Here is a 19,662-nt window from a genome sequence, read left to right as displayed (position 1 = left end):
TGTCCGTTAGAAGAAGCGCGGATCGTCGAAGGCACCGCTCGCGACCAGGTAGACGTAGAGGTCGGCGAGCGCCACGCTCGCCAGCGACGTCCACGCGAGCAGCATGTGACGGGCGGTCAGCTTGCCGGTCCACTGCCACAGGCGGTACCGCACCGGATGCTTGGAGAAGTGTTTGAGCCTGCCGCCGATGACGTGCCGGCAGGAGTGGCAGGAGAGGGTGTAGATCCAGATCAGTACGACGTTGACGAGCAGGACGAGCGTGCCGAGCCCCATGTGGCCCCACTCGTAGTGCTCGTCGCGGAAGGCGAGGACGGTGTCGTACGTGAGGATGCCCGCGACCGGCACGGCGGCGTAGAAGAAGTACCGGTGGATGTTCTGAAGGATCAGCGGGAAGCGCGTCTCGCCCGTGTACTTCTTGTGCGGCTCGGCGACCGCGCAGGCGGGCGGTGACGCCCAGAAGCCGCGGTAGTAGGCCTTGCGGTAGTAGTAGCAGGTCAGCCGGAAGCCCAGCGGGAAGATCAGGATGAGCACCGAGGGGGACAGGCCCCACCAGCTGCCGAAGATCTCCCAGTTGGGTCCTGAGCGCATCGGCTCGCAGTTCTCGGCCAGGCACGGCGAGTAGAACGGCGAGACGTAGGGCGCGGCGTAGTAGTCGGCGTTCGCGAAGGCGCGCCAGGTCGAGTAGACGATGAAGGCGAGCAGCCCCACGACGGATCCCGCGGGCGCCAGCCACCAGCGGTCGGTCCGCAGATGGGCAGCGGTGATCGCGGCGCGCGTACCGTCACGTACGCCGCCGCCGGGGGCCGGTCCGCTCTTCGGTTGGGGTTCCGTGCCGGTGGCCAACGAGGCTCCAATCAGAGCGGGCGGATTCAGGGCGCGTGGCGGTCGCGGCCGCCGAGGCCCTCGTCGTCGAGGTCTCCGGTGTTCGTCCACAGAGAGCTGTCGTACGGCGTGTCGGGGATGGTCACGAAGTCGGGGGCGGGCGGCGCGGTGCGGGGCGGGGGCGGCGAGGCCGCCGCACGCAGCAGGGCCACGCTCTCGCGCAGATGGTCGGTGTCCGTACGCACCCGGCGCACGTCGACCCCCGCAAGCTCGGCGCCGGCCTGCTGTTCCAGTCGGCCGACGGTCCGGACGAGGTCGTCCACGCATCGTTGAACAGCCGTCAATTCGTCGTGCAGAGCCATTACTTGCCCTCACTTCAGGGGTGCGGTGGCAACGCTCATGCGCCTGCGAGTGTCGCGCGTCACATCCCGGCTTGTGAAGGGATCTGCACCGATTGCCGGATCAGGGGCGGTGAATGCGCCGGATCACGCGCCGTCCCGGCCGTTGGGCCGCACGGGTGGGATATGGGCGCCGTCGCGTCGTGTCGCCGCCGGGGCGCGCGTCCCGTCCCCTTCAGTGGGGGCCATAGATGTGATCAGCTCCATATACCGCCAAACGTGATCAAACCCGGCCCGGTCCCGGCAGCGGGCGGCCGGGCGAGCCCCGGACCCCGGAGGTACCAGCCATGTCCCACGACCGCGTCAGGGTCAGATCTGTCGTGTTCCTCGCGACGGGGGTGCTGGCTCTGCCCGCCCTCGCCGGTTGCAGCTCGGACGACGAGGCCGGCCGGCCGACCGCGGGCCAGGACATCGCTCCCGCCGCCAGGGACCTGGTCGCCGACGGAGGGGCCATGAACTGGGCGGTCGACGCCCGGCCCGAGACGTTCAACACCTTCCAGGCCGACGCCGACGAGGCCACCGGACGGATCGCCGGCGCGGTCCTGCCGTCCCTGTTCCGCCTCGACGCACAGGGCAGGGCGCAGCGCAACGCCGACTTCCTCGAATCGGCGGAGGTCGTCCAGCGCGAACCCCAGCAGGTCGTCCTGTACAAGCTGAACCAGCAGGCGGTCTGGAGCGACGGCCGGGAGATCGGCGCCGACGACTTCCTCGCCCAGTGGCGGGCCCTGTCCGGAAAGGACACCGCGTACTGGACGGCCCGGAACGCCGGCTACGACCGCATCGCGAAGATCGAGCGCGGCGCCAACAACCTGGAGGTGCGGGTCACCTTCGCCAAGCCGTACGCAGACTGGCGCTCCCTCTTCTCGCCGCTGTACCCGAAGCAGGTCATGGGCACCCCCGACTCCTTCAACGACGGCGCGCGCCGCAAGCTGAAGGTGACGGCGGGCCCCTTCGCGCTCGGGGCCGTCGACCGCAAGGCCGGCGACGTCACGCTGGAGCGCAACCCGCGCTGGTGGGGCCGCCCGGCCAAGCTCGACAGGATCGTGCTGCGCGAGGTGGCGCGCGCCGAGCGGACCGAGGCGCTCGCCAAGGGCAAGGTCGACCTCGCCACGATCGGCTCGGCGGAGGCGGGGCGGATCACCCGGGCCGCCCGGGACGAGGGGTCCGGGGGCCCGGCGGCCCACGGCCCCGCCGCCGGGCTCACCCCCGGCAAGGCGCTGCGCTCCTGGGCGGTCGCCCACGGCTCCGACGAGGAGGCCGCCGACGCGGAGATCGAGGCCCGCGCCCGGACGGCCAAGGCGGTCAAGGAGTACGCCACCGAGCAGGCGGCCCTGCGCGGCTACGTGGTCCGCAAGTCCCTGGAGCCCGCCTACACCCAGCTCGCGCTCAACGGCTCCGAGGGCCCCCTCGCCGACGACCGGGTGCGCCGCGCGGTCGCCCGCGCCCTGGACCGCAAGGAGCTGGCGAAGACGGTCCTCAAGCCGCTCGGCCTGCCCGCCGTGCCGGTCGGCAGCCATCTCGCCCTGGCGGGACAGCAGGCGTACGCGGACAACAGCGGGGCCCTCGGCAAGCAGGACACCGCCGAGGCGCGGGCGCTGCTCGCGGACGCCGGCTGGACCAAGGGCGCCCTGGAGAAGGGCGAGAAGGCGGCGGGCGGCGAGGCCGACGAGAAGAAGGCCGGGAAGGCGGGCAAGGGCGAGAAGTCGGACAAGGCGGGCCAGGCAGGCAAGGGAGACAAGGGGAAGCCCGGGTCCTCCGACGACGGCACCTACATCGTCGGCGAAGAGGACGGCAAGCCCCGCGAGAACGGCACCTCCGTGCTCGCCCCGGCCCCCGCGGCCGCCTACCAGCGGGCCGTCCTGAACCGCCAGGCCGACGTCGTCGCCCTGCCCCGCGAGGCCGACAAGGAGAAGAAGCGGGAACCGGGCGACCACTCCAGGCAGCACGCCAAGGGCGGCGCCCCCGGCGCGTACGCCCCGAAGGGCACTGCCGCCCCGAAGGGCACTGCCGCCCCGAAGGGAACCGCCGCCCCGAAGGGAACCGCCGCCCCGAAGGGAACCGCCGCCCCGAAGGGAACCGCCGCGTCGAAGGGCACCGCCGCGCCGAAGGGGTCGGCGAAGACCGCGGCCGGCCCGCTGGCCAAGAACGGCAAGCCCCTCACCCTCCGCTTCGTGCTGCCCTCCGGGGAGGGCTCGGAGTCGCTACGCGCGGTGGCCGACCGGATCTCCCGGATGTTGCAGAAGATCGGCGTCCGCACGGAGACGGCGAAGGTCGCCGACGACAGCTACTTCAAGGACCACATCGCCTCCGGCCAGTACGACCTGGCCCTGTACTCGTGGCCCGCCTCGGCCTTCCCGGCCACCGACGCCCGCCCGATCTTCGCCAAGCCGGTGCCGGCCGCGGACGGCTCGCTGAACGTCGAGCAGAACTACACGCGCGTCGGCACGGACCACATCGACCAGCTCTTCGAGCAGGCCGTCGGCGAGCTGGACGAGGAGGAGGCGCGCTCGCTGGTCAGGAAGGCGGACGCCCGCATCTGGGCCGAGGCGGGCTCCATCCCCCTCTACCAGCGCCCCCAGCTGCTCGCCGCCCGCCCGAACCTGGCGAACGCCGGAGCGTTCGGCTTCCAGGCCCCGCACTACGAGGACATCGGCTTCCTGAAGGCGGGCGCGAAGGCCTCCGCGCCGCCGCCCGGGAAGTGAGCGGCTCAGATTACGCTCAACTCTCTTGCCCGCCGACCACCCCGGCGGGCAAGCTCGTTCTACCCATTGACCTGCTGTTTCCCCAGAGTTCCCGAGGCTTTCCGCACCCCTGCGAAGCCCCCGCGGAGGCTGCCTCCGCGAGGGACACGTAGACTGGGGTGAGGCCGTGGCGTGTCCAGCCCGGCAGGGTCCGCGTAACTCAGATGTACGCGTGACCGTCCACTCACTCCAGGAGTACGCCGCACTATGGCCACGCGCCACGACATCCGTAACGTCGCCATCGTCGCTCACGTCGACCACGGCAAGACGACCATCGTCGACGCCATGCTCAAGCAGGCCGGTTCCTTCGCCGCGCACGCCGCCGAGTCCCTCGACGACCGCATGATGGACTCGAACGACCTGGAGCGTGAGAAGGGCATCACGATCCTCGCCAAGAACACGGCGGTGAAGTATCACCCCAAGGACGGCGGGGACCCGATCACGATCAACATCATCGACACCCCCGGCCACGCCGACTTCGGTGGCGAGGTCGAGCGCGGTCTGTCGATGGTGGACGCGGTCGTCCTGCTGGTCGACGCCTCCGAGGGCCCGCTCCCGCAGACCCGCTTCGTGCTGCGCAAGGCGCTCCAGCAGCGCCTCCCGGTCATCCTGTGCATCAACAAGACGGACCGCCCCGACTCCCGGATCGACGAGGTCGTCAACGAGACGTACGACCTCTTCCTCGACCTGGACGCCGACGAGGACCAGATCGAGTTCCCGATCGTCTACGCCTGCGGCCGTGACGGCGTCGCCTCGCTGACCAAGCCGGAGGACGGCACGGTCCCGGCGGACTCCACCAACCTGGAGCCGTTCTTCTCCACCATCCTGGAGCACGTCCCGGCCCCGACGTACGACGAGAGCGCCCCGCTCCAGGCGCACGTCACCAACCTGGACGCCGACAACTTCCTCGGCCGCATCGCGCTGCTCCGCGTCGAGCAGGGCGAGCTGCGCAAGGGCCAGACGGTCGCCTGGATCAAGCGCGACGGCACCATCTCGAACGTCCGCATCACCGAGCTGATGATGACCGAGGCGCTCACCCGCAAGCCGGCCGAGATGGCGGGCCCGGGTGACATCTGCGCGGTCGCCGGTATCCCCGACATCATGATCGGCGAGACCCTGGCCGACCCGGAGAACCCGGTCGCGCTGCCGCTGATCACGGTCGACGAGCCGGCGATCTCCATGACCATCGGTACGAACACCTCGCCGCTGGTCGGCCGCGGCGGCACCGGCAAGGGCGCGGACGCCAAGTCCGCGGTCAAGGACCGCAAGGTCACCGCCCGCCAGGTCAAGGACCGCCTGGAGCGCGAGCTGATCGGTAACGTCTCGCTGCGCGTCCTCGACACCGAGCGCCCCGACGCCTGGGAGGTGCAGGGCCGCGGTGAGCTGGCGCTGGCCATCCTGGTCGAGCAGATGCGCCGCGAGGGCTTCGAGATGACCATCGGTAAGCCGCAGGTCGTCACCCGCCAGATCGACGGCAAGACCCACGAGCCGGTCGAGCGCATGACGATCGACGTGCCCGAGGAGCACATGGGCGCCGTCACGCAGCTCATGGGCGTCCGCAAGGGCCGCATGGACAACATGTCGAACCACGGCTCCGGCTGGGTCCGCCTGGAGTTCGTCGTGCCCTCCCGCGGCCTCATCGGCTTCCGTACGGAGTTCCTGACGCAGACGCGCGGCACGGGCATCGCCCACTCCATCCACGAGGGCCACGAGCCGTGGTTCGGCGAGCTGAAGACCCGTAACAACGGCTCCCTGGTCGCCGACCGCGCCGGCGCCGTCACCGCCTTCGCGATGACGAACCTCCAGGAGCGCGGCGTGCTGTTCACCGAGCCCGGCACCGAGGTGTACGAGGGCATGATCGTCGGCGAGAACTCCCGCGCCGACGACATGGACGTGAACATCACCAAGGAGAAGAAGCTCACCAACATGCGCTCCGCCTCCGCCGACTCCTTCGAGGCGATCGTGCCGCCGCGCAAGCTGTCGCTGGAGCAGTCCCTGGAGTTCTGCCGCGACGACGAGTGCGTCGAGGTGACCCCGGAGGCCGTGCGCATCCGCAAGGTCGTCCTGGACCAGAAGGAGCGCGGCCGCTCCGCGTCGCGCGCCAAGCACGGCTGAGGCCATGCACAAGTGAGCCGCTGACGCAGGCGGTTGGCGGCACACAGCCGCTCAAGAGGCCGATTTTCGCCGCTCCCGGAGGGAGCCGGACGGAAGTCGGCCTCTGGCGTTTCCGCTGACCGGTACGGTGTGGCCACTGCCGCGCGGAGCTCTCCCGGCAACCGGTTTTTCACCGCCAAGTGTCCGGTATGCGGACGTCACTGACCGTTAGATGTGTAACACGTCCGTTTCGCAACCATCTATCTCGGATCGGTTTGTCCGGATTTTGGAAGTTGTACGTGCCAGGTGTGATTGAACCGAGACCAAAAGAGTGTGGTCGACCGGTACCGCATGGCTAATAGTTGACCGCGTATAGCTCGGGTCAATGGGTCACGCGCTGTGGGGAGCGCCGACTCACGAGCACACTGGGGTACTCGATCTTCGCCGTCAGGGGTGTCGGCGCGGTTTCACGTACCCCCTCTTGTAGTGAACAAGTGGACTCATGAGGAGGAACCCCATGCGTGGTGCCAAGAGCGCCAAGTGGGTCGCGATAGCCGGTGTTGTGGCGCTGACGGCCACCGCTTGTGGCGGCGGCGACAGTGACAGCAACGGCAGCGGCAAGGTCGACCCCAAGGGGATCGTCAGCTACGCCAATGGTGAGCCGCAGAACGCCCTGCAGCCTTCCAACACCATGGAGGCGTACGGCAGCGTCGTCATCGACTCGCTCTTCACGGGCCTGGTCCACTACGACAAAAAGGGCGACATCACCTACGAGAACGCCGAGTCGGTCACCCCCGACAAGGCGAACAAGGTGTGGACCGTCAAGCTGAAGCCGGGCTGGAAGTTCCACAACGGCGAGGCCGTCACCGCCAAGTCGTACGTGGACGCCTGGAACTGGGCCGCCGACCCGGCCAACGGCCAGCAGAACAGCGGCTGGTACCGCGACATCGTCGGTTACGAGGACGTGCACCCGGAGAAGGGCAAGGCCAAGAAGAAGGCCATGTCCGGCCTGAAGGTCGTCGATGAGAACACCTTCACCATCACGCTGAACCACGGCATCCCGTACTACGCGTACAAGCTGGTCTACCAGCCCTTCTTCCCGCTGCCCTCGGCCGCGCTGAAGGACCCGAAGAAGTACGGCGAGTCGCCCGTCGGCAACGGTCCCTACAAGTTCAAGAGCTGGGACCACAAGAAGTCGATCCAGGTCACCGCCTGGTCCGGCTACAAGGGTGAGAAGAAGCCGAAGAACGGCGGCATCAACTTCAAGGCGTACACGACGCCGCAGGCCGCCTACAACGACCTGCGCTCGGACAACGTCGACACGATGCCGCTGATCCCGGACAGCGAGCTCGCCAACTTCAAGCAGGACTTCGGCGACCGCGCCATCGAGCAGGACTTCTCGGCGATCAACACGGTCAACCCGGCGTTCTACAGCAAGACGTTCAAGGACATGGACGTCAAGGTCATCCAGGGCCTGTCGATGGCCATCGACCGCGAGACGATCGCCAAGACCACCTTCGCGGGCACCCGTGAGCCGGCCTCCGGCTGGGTCGCCAAGGGCGTCAAGGGCTACAAGGCCGGCGCCTGTGGCGAGTTCTGCAAGTTCAACCCGAAGAAGGCCAAGCAGTTCGTCGAGGACGGCGGCGGCGTTCCCGGCAACAAGCTCTCCATCCAGTACAACGCCGACCAGCCGCACAAGGGCTGGGTCACGGCGGTGTGCAACAGCATCACCAAGTCGACCGGCGTGAAGTGCGTCGGCGACCCGAAGACCGACTTCCAGGCCGACACCGAGGTGCGGGACAAGAAGCAGGTCAAGGCGATGTACCGGTCGGGCTGGGTGCTCGACTACCCGTTCAACGGCAACTTCCTCGCCGACCTCTACGGCACGGGCGTCGACGGCAACAAGGGTGGCTTCTCGGACAAGAAGTTCGACGAGCTGACCAAGAAGGCCGACCAGGCCAAGACCATCGACGAGTCCGCGGAGCTCTACCAGGAGGCCGAGAAGCGCCTGGCGGAGACCTTCCCGGGCATCCCGCTCTGGTACAACAAGACGCTCTCCGCGCACTCCAAGAACGTGAAGAACGTCGAGTTCGACCAGGCCGGCGACCCCGTCCTGGCCGACATCGAGGTCTTCGAGAAGTAGTCGACGGAGGTCCGTTCCCGAAGCGACGCCCGGTCATCCCCGGGCGTCGCTTCGGGCGGCTCCGGATTGGACGGAGGCACCAATGGGGCGCTACGTCGCACGGCGACTGCTCCAGATGATCCCGGTCTTCATCGGGACAACCCTGTTGATCTTCATCATGGTCAACGTGCTCCCCGGCGACCCCGTACGGGCGCTGTGGGGCGACAAGCCGCCGGACCCCGCGCAGGTCGCGCAGATCCGGCACGACCGTGGTCTTGATCTGCCCCTCTGGGAGCAGTACCTGCACTACATGGGCGGTCTGCTGCAAGGGGACTTCGGCAACACCATCGCCGGTAACCGGCCGGTGCTCGACGAGATCACCCAGGCATTCCCGGTCTCGATGCGCCTGGCCTCCATGGCCTGGACGTTCGAGCTCATCGTCGGCATCACGCTCGGTGTCCTCGCGGGCATCCGGCGCGGCCGGTTCGTCGACAACACGGTCACGCTCTTCACCCTGCTGGTGATCTCCGTACCGATCTTCGTGGTCGGCCTGCTCTGCCAGCTGTTCTTCGGCAACGAGCTGGGCTGGATCACGCCCACGGTCCAGGACTCCGAGAACATGGGCCAGCTGCTCGTGCCCGCCCTGGTGCTCGGCATGGTCGGCCTCGCCTACGTGGCCCGCCTGACCCGTACCTCCATCGCGGAGAACCGACAGGCCGACTACATGCGCACCGCGGTCGCCAAGGGCCTGCCGCGCCAGCGCATCGTCACCCGGCACCTGCTGCGCAACTCGCTGATCCCGGTCGTCACCTACCTCGGTACGGACATCGGCACCCTGATGGGTGGCGCGGTCATCACCGAGGGCATCTTCAACGTGACGGGCGTCGGCAACCTGCTCTTCCAGGCGCTGGCCCGCCGTGAGGGCGCGGTCATCGTCGGTGTCGTCACCGTCCTGGTGCTCGTGTACCTCGCAGCCAGCCTGATCGTCGACCTGCTTTACGCGGTCCTGGACCCGAGGATCCGTTATGCCTGACCTGACCAAGACCTCGACCACGGACGAGACCGCGGCGGCGCAGGACGAAGTCGTGGCGGGTTCCGCGGTCTCCGCCCCGGTGTCGTCGGGCAAGCCCCGCAGCCTCTGGGGGGACGCCTGGCGCGAGCTGCGGCGCAATCCGCTCTTCGTGATCTCGGCGGTCCTGATCCTGATCCTGCTGCTGGTGGCGGCCTTCCCCGGCATGTTCACCGGCACCGACCCGGAGACGGGCGACCAGGTCAACCACTTCCTGGGCAAGCCGGAGCTGAGCCACTTCTTCCAGGCCGACTGGTTCGGCTACGACAGGACGGGCCGCAGCATCTACGCCCGGGTGGTCCACGGCGCGCGCAACTCCATCCTCGTCGGCGTCGGCGTGACCATCCTGGTCACCGTCTTCGGCGGCCTGTGCGGCATGCTCGCCGGCTACTTCGGCGGCTTCTGGGACAGCCTGATCTCGCGTCTCATCGACGTGTTCTTCGGCATCCCGTTCCTGCTCGGCGCGATGGTCGTCCTGAACGCCTTCACCGACCGCACCGTGTGGGTCGTGATGGGCGCGCTGGCCTTCCTCGGCTGGACGCAGATCGCCCGCGTGATGCGTGGCGCGGTGATCACCACCAAGCACGCCGACTACGTGGTGGCGGCACGGGCACTCGGCGCCGGGACGAAGCGGATCCTGTTCCGCCACATCCTGCCGAACGCGCTCGCCCCGGTGATCGTCGTCGCGACCATCTCGCTCGGCACGTACATCGTGGCCGAGTCGACCCTGTCGTACCTGGGCCTCGGCCTCGGGGACGGCGCCATCTCGTGGGGCGGCGACATCTCCGACGCGACGCAGGACATCCGGAACAACCCGCACACGCTGTTCTTCCCGGCAGGAATGCTGAGCATCACGGTGTTGGCGTTCATCATGATGGGTGACGCCGTACGCGAAGCCCTCGACCCGAAGCTGCGCTGAGGGAGGCGTACATGACCAGCATCGATCTCAAGGCCGATTCCATCCCCGCCCCCCGCTCGGGCGAGGAGAAGAGTGGCCGGCTCCTGGACGTGAATGACCTCCACGTCGAGTTCCACACCCGCGACGGTGTGGTCAAGGCAGTCAACGGCGTCAACTACAGCGTGGACGCGGGCGAGACGCTCGCCGTCCTCGGTGAGTCGGGCTCCGGCAAGTCCGTGACGGCCCAGGCCATCATGGGCATCCTCGACATGCCGCCCGGCAAGATCCCGCAGGGCGAGATCCTCTTCCGCGGCCAGGACATGCTCAAGATGTCGGGCGAGGAGCGCAGGAAGATCCGCGGCCGCAAGATCGCGATGATCTTCCAGGACGCGCTCTCCTCGCTCAACCCCGTCCTCTCGGTGGGCTACCAGCTCGGCGAGATGTTCCGGGTGCACGAGGGCATGGGCCGCAAGGAGGCCAAGACCAAGGCCATCGAACTGATGGACAAGGTCAAGATCCCGGCGGCCAAGGAGCGGGTGAACGACTACCCGCACCAGTTCTCCGGCGGTATGCGCCAGCGCATCATGATCGCGATGGCGCTCGCCCTGGAGCCGGACCTGATCATCGCGGACGAGCCCACCACGGCGCTCGACGTGACGGTCCAGGCCCAGGTCATGGACCTGCTGGCCGAGCTCCAGCGCGAGTACAACATGGGCCTGATCCTGATCACCCACGACCTCGGCGTCGTCGCCGACGTCGCGGACAAGATCGCGGTGATGTACGCGGGCCGGATCGTCGAGACGGCACCCGTCCACGAGCTGTACAAGCGCCCGGCGCACCCGTACACCCGTGGTCTCCTGGACTCGATCCCGCGGCTCGACCAGAAGGGCCAGGAGCTCTACGCGATCAAGGGCCTGCCGCCCAACCTGCTCAAGATCCCCGGCGGTTGCGCGTTCAACCCGCGCTGCCCCAAGGCGCAGGACATCTGCCGCACGGAGATCCCGGCCCTGGTGCCGGTCACCGAGCAGGACGGCGCGGAGCTGCCGGGCCGCGGCAGCGCGTGCCACTTCTGGAAGGAGACGATCCATGGCTGAGCCGGTCAAGAAGTCCGACGGACCTCAGGACGAAACGCCGAACGTCTCCGAGGTGGAAACGGTCGAGGTGACCACCGCCGAGGAGGCCGTCGCGGCCATCGAGGCGCCGGTCGAGCGCGGCGAGCCGATCCTCCAGGTCCGCAACCTGGTCAAGCACTTCCCTCTCACCCAGGGAATCCTGATCAAGAAGCAGATCGGTGCGGTCAAGGCGGTCGACGGCGTCTCCTTCGACCTGTACCAGGGCGAGACGCTGGGCATCGTGGGCGAGTCCGGCTGTGGCAAGTCCACGGTCGCCAAGCTCCTCATGACCCTCGAACGCGCCACGGCCGGCGAGGTCTTCTACAAGGGCCAGGACATCACCAAGCTGTCCGGGCGCGCGCTGAAGGCGGTCCGCCGCAACATCCAGATGGTGTTCCAGGACCCGTACACGTCCCTGAACCCCCGTATGACGGTGGGCGACATCATCGGGGAGCCCTTCGAGATCCACCCCGAGGTGGCCCCGAAGGGTTCGCGCCGCCAGAAGGTCCAGGAGCTCCTGGACGTCGTCGGCCTCAACCCCGAGTACATCAACCGCTACCCGCACCAGTTCTCGGGCGGTCAGCGCCAGCGCATCGGCATCGCGCGCGGCCTTGCCCTCAACCCCGAGATCATCATCTGCGACGAGCCGGTCTCGGCCCTGGACGTCTCCGTCCAGGCCCAGGTCATCAACCTGATGGAGAAGCTCCAGGACGAGTTCAACCTCTCCTACCTCTTCATCGCGCACGACCTGTCGATCGTCCGGCACATCTCGGACCGCGTGGGCGTGATGTACCTCGGGAAGATGGCGGAGATCGGCTCGGACGAGCAGATCTACGAGCACCCGACGCACCCCTACACGCAGGCACTGCTCTCCGCGGTCCCCGTCCCGGACCCGGAGGCCCGCGAGGGCCGCGAGCGCATCATCCTCACGGGCGACGTCCCGTCCCCGGCCAACCCGCCCTCGGGCTGCCGCTTCCGCACGCGCTGCTGGAAGGCGGAGGACAAGTGCGCGAAGGAGGTCCCCCTGCTCGCGATCCCGGAGCGCTTCAAGGGCCAGGACACTCCGGCGGCCCACGAGTCGGCTTGCCACTTCGCGGAGGAGAAGGCGGTACTGGTCGGCTGACGCCGACGTGCGACGCGTGACGTACCGGCCCCGGCCTGTACGAGCCCGCGCGAGATCGCTGTACGCGAGCGAAGGCGCCCCCTGCCACACCGGCCGGGGGCGCCTTCGCGTGTAACAACCCGTGGTCGCCGGGCGTGTCTCAGTCAGAAGCGGGCGACAGCGCACGCGGAAGCAGGCGGGACGGGGGAAGACGATGGCAACGCGGCCGGAAGGCTCCGCGGAATCGGCGCGCTCCGCGCGATCCGGGGAGTTCGACGCGTTCTACGCCGCCACGGCCAAGCGCCTGGTGGCCACGGTCTACGCCATGACCGGGGACCTGGCGGAGGCGGAGGACGCGGTGCAGGAGGCGTATGTGCGGGCCTGGCAGCGGTGGGACCGACTGACGGGTGGGGGGGATCCGCTGCCGTGGGTGCGGACGGTCGCATCGCGGCTGGCCATCAGCACGTGGCGGCGGACCCGGAACAGGCTGCGGGCACAGCTGCGGCACGGGGCGGCGGCGGACGTGCCAGAACTGTCCGCGGACCGGGTGGCGTTGATCGAGGCGCTGCGTCAACTGCCCGCACAGCAGCGTCAGGCAGTGGTCCTGCACCATCTTCTGGATCTCCCCCTGGAGCAGGTGGCCCAGGAGACGGGTTCCTCCAACGGCGCGGTCCGCACACGCCTCAGCCGGGCCCGGAAAGTCCTCGGCGAGCGCCTGTCCGACCCGGCTGCCCCAGCGCCCGCGCACACATCCGCGCGCACCGGCGAGGAGGCTGCCAGTCATGGCTGAGGTCAAGGTCGATGAACTGCTGGACGAGGTTACCGTCCGGATGCCGAGCGGCGCGGAGCTGCGGTCACGGGGCCGCAGGCGGACGGTCCGCCGGCGTGCCGCGCTGGTGGCCGCCGCTGTGGCGATCACCGGCGGGGCGCTCACCATGGCGGCACTGCCCGATGCACGCGAGGGCGGCCGGGACGTACACCCGGCGGCCACGCCCGAGAAGAACCCTTTCCTGCTGGACGGCATGGTGCGCCTGCTGCCTCCCGAACAGATGCCGGCCCACGGCAAGTGGCAGTGGAAGGGCGGCGAGGAGGAGACCACGGAGAACCACCCGCTGCCGAGGGTGGGAGGAAGCGACAGCTGTCCGCAGTCGTACGAGGCACGCTCGGCACCGGACCAGACCCAGTACGGCAGGGAGTACTACAGCGACAAGGGGGCGGACGCACGGCACCGCGTCACCTCGTACGAGAGCGAGGCCGTCGCGCGGCACGAAGCGGTCCTGCTCGACGAGGCGCTGACCGAGTGCGGTCTCAAGCGGCACGACGAGGGGACGGACGATCACTGGTCCGGCACGACCAGGTCCGCCTCCTGGCTCAGGGTGGAGGTCGAGCGCTGGGGGAAGTGGATCTCCGTGGTGGAGGTGGAGGTCGAGGAGTCGGCGAGGTAATACTGCCGACGCATCGGTGCCCGTAATCTCCGGGCACCCTGCCCACGTTCCCCGCCCGGCCCCCTGCCGCCCCACCGGAAAGAACCAGAGAGCACAGCCATGAACCGGTCCCTGCCCCCGCTCCCACCGTCGCCGGCCCCCGGCGGGCCGTTCTTGCGCACCTGGCGGCCCGAGGATGCTCCCGCCGTCCTGGCGGCCTTCTCCGCCCCGGAGATGGCTCGCCAGGCCGACAGGCCCGTCGACTCCCTCATCGCGGCCGCTGATTGGATTGACCGGCGCACGGCCGAGTGGGAGGCCGGTTCGGCATACGCATTCGCGGTGGTGGACGGCGGTACGGGCACGCCGTTGGGCAACATCGCAGTGGGCGCGGTGGACCACGTCCACTCCACGGGCTGGGTCTCGTACTGGACGACACCGGCCGCCCGCGGCAGGGGCATCGCCTCCCACGCCTGCAGGGCGTTGTCTCGATGGGCCTTCGCCGAACTCGGCCTGTTCCGGCTGGAACTGGGGCACCGCACGAACAACCCTGCCTCGTGCCGTGTGGCCTGCGCGGCCGGTTTCGCGGTGGAGGGGCTGCAACGTCAGAAGCTGGCGTACGACGGCGTCCGGTACGACGTGGAGCTGCACGCTCGCCTGGTGACGGATCCCTGCTGAGTGCTCGGCGGGGGGAGAGAGGGGGGAGGCTTCGGCTTGTCGGTACCGGGTGGTGGGCGGGGCCGCCCGGTTTTTTGCGGAGTGTGGCGGTTCCGGGCCGGGAGTAAAGGGCGCTCCCTGCGGTCGCGTCGGCTCCGCCGATTCCGCTTCGCTCCACCCTTGACTCCCGGCCCTCCACCGCAGGTTGACTTCGACGCGGACGGCCAGGGGTGGGGCCGACGGGGCCGTCCGTGGGGTCATCCCCTTTCACTGCCGGGTGCGGACCGGCCCATCGTGGGCGCGGGCCATGCTTGAGGCGCGGCCGCCCGCGCGGCCCGGCTGGCCGGGTCATCACCCTTCGTTGCCGGGTGCGGACCGGCCCATCGTGCGTGCCCGTCACGGTCGCAGCTCGGTTGGGCCCGGCCTCGCGGCCTCGCTGCTCGGGTCATCGGCTCGCGCGGCCGGGTGCGGACCGGCCCATCGTGGGCGGCCGTCACGGTCCATGGCGCTGGGCAGGCCCAGGGCCCCGCCCCTCTCGGGCACCTACTTCGGCAAAGTTGCGAATGCAGGAGCCGCGCGCCCCCTTCACAGCAAATGCGCCGTCCCGGCCGGGTGGTAGAGGCCCCGTTCGGGAACCTACTTTCGCGAAGTTGTGAATGCGTTCGCCGCACGCCCCCCTCGAACAGCCCATGCGCCCCCCTGACATGCGGACCCGCTGCGCCAGAATCCCGCGATGAACGGCCCTGCATGAGGGCGCGCGCGGCGTGGCAGGGGGGCGCGCGGCCTCTCCCTTCGCAACTTTTCCAAAGTAGGTGCCCGACCGGCCACCCACATGCCCGACGGCACTGCGACCGTGGCCCGCGCACACGATGGACCGGTCCGCACCCGGCAGCGAAAGCGGATGACCCGAGCGGCGAAGCCGAGGGCCGAGGCCCGACCGTGACAGGCGCGCACGGTGGACCGGGCCGCACCCGGCAGCGAAAGCGGATGACCCGAGCGGCGAAGCCGAGGGCCGAGGCCCGACCGTGACAGGCACGCACGATGGGCCGGTCCGCACCCGGCAGTGAAAGGGGATGACCCCACGGACGGCCCCCGTCGGCCCCACCCCTGGCCGTCCGCGTCGAAGTCAACATGCGGTGGAGGGACGGGAGTCAAGGGTGGAGCGAAGCGGAATCGGCGCAGCCGACGCGACCGCAGGGAGCGCCCTTTACTGCTGGCCCGGAGGCGCCACACTCCGCTAAAAACCGGGCGGCCCCGGTGCCCATCAAAGGCGCAGGCCCACCGAAGTCGCCGATCGGTTCAGTGAAGCCGTCGAGGCGCCATGGCGTGGCAGCGCCCGTCACATGGGCAGTGACCGCAGCCGTACCGGCCCCCCAGGCCACCGCGCGTTCTCCCGCAGCGGTGTCACCATCGTCCGCAGGGGCATCGTCACCACGCGGTCCCCGGGCTGCTCCACCCGTACCTCGGTGGTGAGCGCGTGCCAGCCCAGCCTCTCGTACAGCGTGACCAGTGGCGGGCGGCAGAAGAGCAGGGCGTGGGGTGGGCCCATGGTGCGGGCGTGAGAGAGGGCCGTGGTGAGGACCTGGCGGGCCAGGCCCCGGCCGCGTACGTCGGGGGCGACCGCCACGCCGCCGACCCCGACCACTTCCAGGTCGGTTCCGTCGACCGTCAGGGGCAGGCGCCGCAGGCCCGCGTGGGCCACCAGTCTGCCCTCGTGACGTATGCCGAAGTGTTCTTCCTTCGGCAGCCAGGCCAGGCCGGTCTCCGCGACGCCGAAGGGGTCGTCGCCGGCGCCCAGGATCTCGTCCTGCTCGGCCTTCGTGTACTGGGTGAGCCGGACCGCGCTCGGCCGGTCGGAGGTGTGGTGTGTGTTCATCATCTCGGCATGATGGTTCAGGGGAGCCCTGTACGGTACGGCGGGCCCGGAACCGGCCGCGCCCCGCTCGGGTCAAGGGGGAGGGCGGGCCGGTTCCGGGAGTGGGGGCGCTGCCCGGAGGGGTGGGCGGGCCCCCGGTCGGGGATCGGAGGCGCAGTCCGTGGTCAGAGTGATTTACGGGCCGACGGGACTGTCCGTTCAGTCGGAGTCTCCGGGTAGTGGCAGGCCGTCAGGTGGCCCTCTCGGTTGCCGGAGATCTGGACCAGCGGCGGGTCCTCAGACGCGCACTTGTCCGTCGCCTTCCAGCAGCGCGTGCGGAAGCGGCAGCCCGACGGCGGGTTGACCGGAGAGGGGACGTCGCCCGTCAGGAGGATGCGTTCGCGGCGCGGTACGTCGTCCGCCGTCGCCTCCGGCACCGCCGACAGGAGCGCCTTCGTGTAGGGGTGGCGCGGGTTCCCGTACAGGCTCTCGCGGTCGGCGATCTCCACGATCCGGCCCAGGTACATGACCGCGACCCGCTGCGAGAAGTGGCGTACCACCGCCAGGTCGTGGGCGATGAAGAGGAACGCGATGCCCAGGTCCTTCTGGAGCTTCTGGAGGAGGTTCACCACCTGGGCCTGGATGGAGACGTCGAGCGCCGAGACCGGTTCGTCCGCCACGATCAGTTTCGGTTCGAGGGCCAGGGCGCGGGCGACTCCGATGCGCTGGCGCTGGCCGCCCGAGAACTCGTGCGGGAAGCGGTTGTAGTGCTCCGGGTTGAGGCCGACCGTTTCGAGGAGCTCGCGCACGCGGGCCTCGCGGCCGCCCGCCGGGTTGATGTCGTTGACCTCCATCGGACCCGAGATGATCTTGCCGACCGTCTGGCGCGGGTTGAGCGACGCGTACGGGTCCTGGAAGATCATCTGGATCTCCGAGCGGACCGGCGCCAGCTGCTTGCGCGAGGCGTGCGTGATGTCCTGGCCGCGGTAGGAGATCGTGCCGCCCGTCGGCTCCAGGAGGCGGGTGATCAGCCGGCCCGTCGTCGACTTGCCGCAGCCGGACTCGCCGACCAGGCCCAGGCTCTCGCCCTCGGCCACGGTGAAGTCCAGGCCGTCCACCGCCTGCACGGCGCCGATCCGCCGCTTGAACGGGAACCCGCCCAGGATGGGGAAGTGCTTGGTCAGACCGCTGACATCCAGGAGAGGAGTGCTGTCGCTCATAGTGGTCAAGTCCAGTCTCTTGTACGTCAGTCGGTGCGCGTGCCGCGCCCCGCGGCACTCGCGTAGTCCGCGAAGAATTCCGCCCGCTGCTCCGCGGTGAGGTGGCAGGCCGCGCCCCGGCCCCCGGTCAGCTCCAGGAGCGGCTGCTCGCCCGAGCAGCGTCCGCCCCCGACCTGCTCGGTGAACGCGCACCGCGGGTGGAACCGGCACCCGGAGGGCGGGTTGAGGAGGCTCGGCGGTGTGCCGGGGATGGGGGAGAGCGGGACGTCCACCGGGCCGTCCAGGGACGGCATCGAGCCGAGCAGACCCCAGGTGTAGGGGTGCTGGGGCGCGCGCAGGACTTCCTTCTTGCTGCCGCGCTCCACGCACCGTCCGCCGTACATCACCAGGACGTCGTCCGCGATGTCGGCGATCACGCCCAGGTCGTGCGTGATGAAGATGATCGCCGTGCCGAACTCCTGCTGGAGGTCCTTGAGGAGGTCCATGATCTGCGCCTGGACCGTCACGTCCAGCGCCGTGGTCGGCTCGTCGGCGATCAGCAGCGCCGGGTTGCAGACCAGCGACATCGCGATCATCGCGCGCTGGCGCATGCCGCCGGAGAACTGGTGCGGGTAGTCGTCCACGCGCAGATCGGGCTGCGGGATGCCGACCTTCGTCAGCATCTCGACCGCCCGGTCCCTGGCCTCCTTCTTGGAGGCCCCGGTGTGCTTGCGGTACGTCTCGCCGATCTGCCGGCCGATGGTGTGGTACGGCGACAGGGACGCGAGCGCGTCCTGGAAGATCATCGCCATCTTGTTGCCGCGGAGCTTCTCCAGCTCCCGCTCGGTGGCGGTGAGGAGCTCCTGGCCGTCCAGCACGATCTCGCCGTCGATGGCGGTGCTGTCCTTGTGGTGCAGGCCGAGGATGGCGAGGTTGGTGACGGACTTGCCGGAGCCGGACTCACCCACGATGCCGAGGGTCTTGCCCTTCTCCACCTCGAAGTCGAGGCCGTCCACGGCCTTGACCGTGCCGTCCTCGGTGGAGAAGTGGACGCGCAGGTCGCGTACGGACAGGAAGGGGGTGCTCATCAGTTCTCTCTCCCTGAGCCCTAGGCGAGGCGTACGCGCGGGTCGATGAGGGCGTAGACCGCGTCGACGATGATGTTGAAGACGACGATCGCCGTGGCGGCCACCAGGACGACGCCCAGCAGCATGGGCAGGTCGCTGGTGGAGACGGCGCGGACCGAGAGGTCGCCGATGCCGTGCAGGGCGAAGGTCTTCTCGGTGATGATCGCGCCGCCGAGCAGCACGCCCAGGTCGAGGCCGAAGATCGTGACGATCGGCCCCATCGCCCCTCGCCAGGCGAAGCGGAAGAAGACCGAGCGGGCGGAGAGGCCCTTGGCGCGCGCCGTGCGGACGTAGTCCTCGCTGAGGGTCTCGACCATCTGGGAGCGGGTCATGCGGGTGTAGTTCGCCGTGAAGATCAGGGAGAGCACCAGCCAGGGGATGAGCAGTCCGGAGAACCACTCGCCGGGGCTCTCGGTGATCGGCGTGTACTGCGGCCGGTCCATCCACTGCAACTGGTAGACGAAGAGGTAGACGGCGAAGACGCCGACGACGTAGATCTGGAGCGAGGACGCGATCAGCGAGGCGGACGACGCGATCTTGTCGATGACCTTGCCCTGCTTGGCGGCGGCCAGCATGCCGGTGCCCACACCGAAGACGACGAAGACGGCGGAGGCGCCGAGCGAGAGCGACACGGTGGTCGGGAAGCGGTCCAGGATCGTGCCGAGGACCGGCTCACGGTTGCGGAACGAGTAGCCGAGGCACGGCGCCGGACAGTTGCCGAAGCTGGCGTAGTCGCGGCCCACGAACAGGCCCTGGAACCAGTGCCAGTACTGCACCGGCAGCGAATCGGCGATCCCCAGGTTGTGCCGCACCAGGTCGAGGGTCTCCGGCGAGCAGACCTTGCCGCAGGCCAGCCGGGCCGGGTCGCGCGGGGCGGCGTAGAAGAGAACGAAGACGAGAACGCTGATGATCAGCAGGATCACCGCGCCACCGACGATGCGGCGAAGGAGGAAGCGGAGCATGGCAGTTGGTTTTCCTGACGGATGCCGTGGGTGAGGAGGGGGTGGGGCGGCCCCCGGGGAGGAGGGCCGCCCCACCACGGGGG

Annotated in this window: 16 protein-coding genes; 10 read left to right on the top strand and 6 right to left on the bottom strand. The window is 69.3% G+C overall.

The window, feature by feature from the left end; translation table 11 throughout:
• Nucleotides 1–6: 6 nt before the first annotated feature.
• Together ACZ4Z4_RS23410 and ACZ4Z4_RS23405 are read right to left on the bottom strand one after the other, a co-directional pair.
• On the bottom strand, nt 7–843 hold the full coding sequence (locus ACZ4Z4_RS23410; RefSeq protein WP_468330349.1) for a hypothetical protein: 837 nt from the start codon (nt 841–843) through the stop codon (nt 7–9).
• Between the two features lie 26 nt (nt 844–869).
• Entirely contained in the window at nt 870–1,184 is a 315-nt protein-coding gene (locus tag ACZ4Z4_RS23405) for a hypothetical protein (protein WP_468330346.1), read from the bottom strand.
• 323 nt (nt 1,185–1,507) lie between these two features.
• Here ACZ4Z4_RS23405 and ACZ4Z4_RS23400 point away from each other — a divergent pair, with 323 nt between their 5' ends.
• The 10 genes from ACZ4Z4_RS23400 to ACZ4Z4_RS23355 all read left to right on the top strand — a co-directional run bounded on the left by ACZ4Z4_RS23400 (nt 1,508) and on the right by ACZ4Z4_RS23355 (nt 14,457).
• Entirely contained in the window at nt 1,508–3,922 is a 2,415-nt protein-coding gene (locus ACZ4Z4_RS23400; protein WP_468330343.1) for an ABC transporter substrate-binding protein, read from the top strand.
• Between the two features lie 246 nt (nt 3,923–4,168).
• On the top strand, nt 4,169–6,076 hold the full coding sequence (gene typA, locus ACZ4Z4_RS23395) for a translational GTPase TypA (protein WP_468330340.1): 1,908 nt from the start codon (nt 4,169–4,171) through the stop codon (nt 6,074–6,076).
• 496 nt (nt 6,077–6,572) lie between these two features.
• Nucleotides 6,573–8,198, top strand: coding sequence for a peptide ABC transporter substrate-binding protein (locus ACZ4Z4_RS23390; RefSeq protein WP_468330337.1), 1,626 nt, complete (start codon nt 6,573–6,575; stop codon nt 8,196–8,198).
• Between the two features lie 82 nt (nt 8,199–8,280).
• On the top strand, nt 8,281–9,210 hold the full coding sequence (locus ACZ4Z4_RS23385) for an ABC transporter permease (RefSeq protein WP_398300810.1): 930 nt from the start codon (nt 8,281–8,283) through the stop codon (nt 9,208–9,210).
• A complete protein-coding gene (locus ACZ4Z4_RS23380) occupies nt 9,203–10,165 on the top strand; it encodes an ABC transporter permease (protein ID WP_468330334.1) in 963 nt (320 codons plus the stop codon). Before ACZ4Z4_RS23385 ends, ACZ4Z4_RS23380 begins: the two co-directional genes overlap by 8 nt.
• Nucleotides 10,166–10,176: 11 nt before the next feature.
• Nucleotides 10,177–11,238: an ABC transporter ATP-binding protein gene (locus ACZ4Z4_RS23375; protein ID WP_468330331.1), complete on the top strand. Its 1,062-nt coding sequence runs from the start codon at nt 10,177–10,179 to the stop codon at nt 11,236–11,238.
• Nucleotides 11,231–12,379: an ABC transporter ATP-binding protein gene (locus tag ACZ4Z4_RS23370; protein ID WP_468330328.1), complete on the top strand. Its 1,149-nt coding sequence runs from the start codon at nt 11,231–11,233 to the stop codon at nt 12,377–12,379. The genes ACZ4Z4_RS23375 and ACZ4Z4_RS23370 overlap by 8 nt, the downstream gene beginning before the upstream one ends.
• 193 nt (nt 12,380–12,572) lie before the next feature.
• On the top strand, nt 12,573–13,148 hold the full coding sequence (locus ACZ4Z4_RS23365; protein ID WP_468330325.1) for a SigE family RNA polymerase sigma factor: 576 nt from the start codon (nt 12,573–12,575) through the stop codon (nt 13,146–13,148).
• The gene (locus ACZ4Z4_RS23360) at nt 13,141–13,803 is read left to right on the top strand and encodes a hypothetical protein (RefSeq protein ID WP_468330322.1); all 663 of its coding nucleotides are present in this window, start codon (nt 13,141–13,143) and stop codon (nt 13,801–13,803) included. The genes ACZ4Z4_RS23365 and ACZ4Z4_RS23360 overlap by 8 nt, the downstream gene beginning before the upstream one ends.
• A gap of 99 nt (nt 13,804–13,902) precedes the next feature.
• Nucleotides 13,903–14,457: a GNAT family N-acetyltransferase gene (locus ACZ4Z4_RS23355; protein WP_468330319.1), complete on the top strand. Its 555-nt coding sequence runs from the start codon at nt 13,903–13,905 to the stop codon at nt 14,455–14,457.
• 1,318 nt (nt 14,458–15,775) lie between these two features.
• Here ACZ4Z4_RS23355 and ACZ4Z4_RS23350 read toward each other — a convergent pair.
• The 4 genes from ACZ4Z4_RS23350 to ACZ4Z4_RS23335 all read right to left on the bottom strand — a co-directional run bounded on the left by ACZ4Z4_RS23350 (nt 15,776) and on the right by ACZ4Z4_RS23335 (nt 19,579).
• Entirely contained in the window at nt 15,776–16,312 is a 537-nt protein-coding gene (locus tag ACZ4Z4_RS23350) for a GNAT family N-acetyltransferase (RefSeq protein WP_468330479.1), read from the bottom strand.
• A 164-nt stretch (nt 16,313–16,476) separates the two neighbouring features.
• Complete coding sequence (locus ACZ4Z4_RS23345; protein WP_468330316.1) at nt 16,477–17,511, bottom strand: ABC transporter ATP-binding protein; 1,035 nt, start codon at nt 17,509–17,511, stop codon at nt 16,477–16,479.
• A 26-nt stretch (nt 17,512–17,537) separates the two neighbouring features.
• Nucleotides 17,538–18,578, bottom strand: coding sequence for an ABC transporter ATP-binding protein (locus tag ACZ4Z4_RS23340; RefSeq protein WP_468330313.1), 1,041 nt, complete (start codon nt 18,576–18,578; stop codon nt 17,538–17,540).
• Nucleotides 18,579–18,598: 20 nt separating this feature from the next.
• Nucleotides 18,599–19,579: an ABC transporter permease gene (locus ACZ4Z4_RS23335; protein ID WP_468330310.1), complete on the bottom strand. Its 981-nt coding sequence runs from the start codon at nt 19,577–19,579 to the stop codon at nt 18,599–18,601.
• Nucleotides 19,580–19,662: the final 83 nt, after the last annotated feature.

The organism is Streptomyces sp. NPDC030245, from assembly GCF_055572995.1.
The sequence above is the reverse complement of the archived record's forward strand: the minus strand, read 5'-3'. Positions and strand labels throughout refer to the sequence as shown.